General features: G+C 75.6%; 1 protein-coding gene and 1 pseudogene. Both read left to right on the top strand.

Going from position 1 to position 1236, the window contains the following annotated elements:
- Nucleotides 1–177: pseudogene (locus tag KBX53_RS36725) on the top strand (efflux transporter periplasmic adaptor subunit); the annotation flags it as partial.
- Nucleotides 174–1172 carry an ABC transporter ATP-binding protein gene (locus KBX53_RS33435; protein ID WP_309140915.1) on the top strand — a complete coding sequence of 333 codons (999 nt, stop codon included), beginning with the start codon at nt 174–176 and terminating at the stop codon, nt 1170–1172. The pseudogene KBX53_RS36725 and the gene KBX53_RS33435, both read left to right, overlap by 4 nt.
- Nucleotides 1173–1236 lie beyond the last annotated feature (64 nt).

Genomic DNA, 1236 nt, shown 5'->3' on the forward strand with positions numbered 1-1236 from the left:
TCCGCCGACGGCCGGGACGCGGTCTGGGTGGTCCGCGCCGGCAAGGCCGGCCGGGCGTCGGTGACGGTGGGCGTCCAGGGGTCCGACCTGGTGCAGATCCTCGACGGGGTGCAACCCGGCGACCGGATCGTGGTGCGCGGCGCCGACCAGGTCCGCGACGGCCAGGAAGTCCGGTGAGCGAACCCGCCGCTTCAGGTCCGCACGGCGGGGAGCGTGCCCCGGCGATCGAGGCGGTGGACGTCTCCCGGACGTACCAGCTCGACGGGGTGTCGGTGGCGGCGCTGCGCGGGGTGTCGTTGACCGTGCGGCCGGGGGACTACGTGGCCCTGGTCGGGCCGTCCGGCTCGGGCAAGTCCACCCTCATGCACCTGCTCGGTGGGCTGGACCGGCCCACCGGTGGCCGCCTGGTGATCGGCGGGCGGGACGTCAACGCCCTCGCCCCGCCGGAGATGGCGACCCTGCGCAACGAGACGATCGGCTTCGTCTTCCAGGCGTTTCACCTGTTGCCGCGTACCTCGGCGGTGGAGAACGTGGCCCTGCCCCTGGTCTACCGGGGGGTGTCGGCCCGGCAGCGGCGGGAACGGGCGGCGGCGATGCTCGGCCGGGTCGGTCTCGGGCACCGGCTGGACCACCGGCCCAACCAGATGTCCGGCGGTGAGCAGCAGCGGGTGGCCATCGCCCGCGCGTTGGTCACCGAGCCGACGGTGCTGCTGGCCGACGAACCCACCGGCAACCTGGACAGCGTCACCGGTGCCGCCGTGCTGGAGCTGTTGGAGCAGTTGAACGCGGAGTCCGGGGTGGCGCTGGTGATGGTCACCCACGACCAGGAGGTGGCGGCCCGCGCCCACCGTCGGATCACCATGCGCGACGGGGTGGTCGTGGCGGACAGCGCACGCCCGCCGGGCGCGCACTCCGCCCATGATCGACCGCCGTCCGTTGATCACGGTCGACCTGCGACACTGGTCCCCGCTCCCAGCGCGGAGCCCCGGTCCGCGTCCGGAAGCGGCCCGGGGCACCCGTCCGGTGGCTCCGGTGGCGCCGCCGGAGCCACCGGGCGCCTTCCGCGCGAGGCCGAGCGGCCACAGGCCGACCCGCGCGACGCCGACCCGCGCGAGGCACGCGACGCGGCTGTCGGTGAGCGCGCAGCCGAGCGTCCCGGGGGTACGACGTGAGGGTCGCCGAGGCGTGGCGGGTGGCGCTGGACGCCCTGCGGGCCAACCGGCTGCGCGCTCACCG

The sequence above is a fragment of the Micromonospora sp. M51 genome (genome assembly GCF_018070305.1).
Taxonomy (GTDB): domain Bacteria; phylum Actinomycetota; class Actinomycetes; order Mycobacteriales; family Micromonosporaceae; genus Micromonospora; species Micromonospora parva.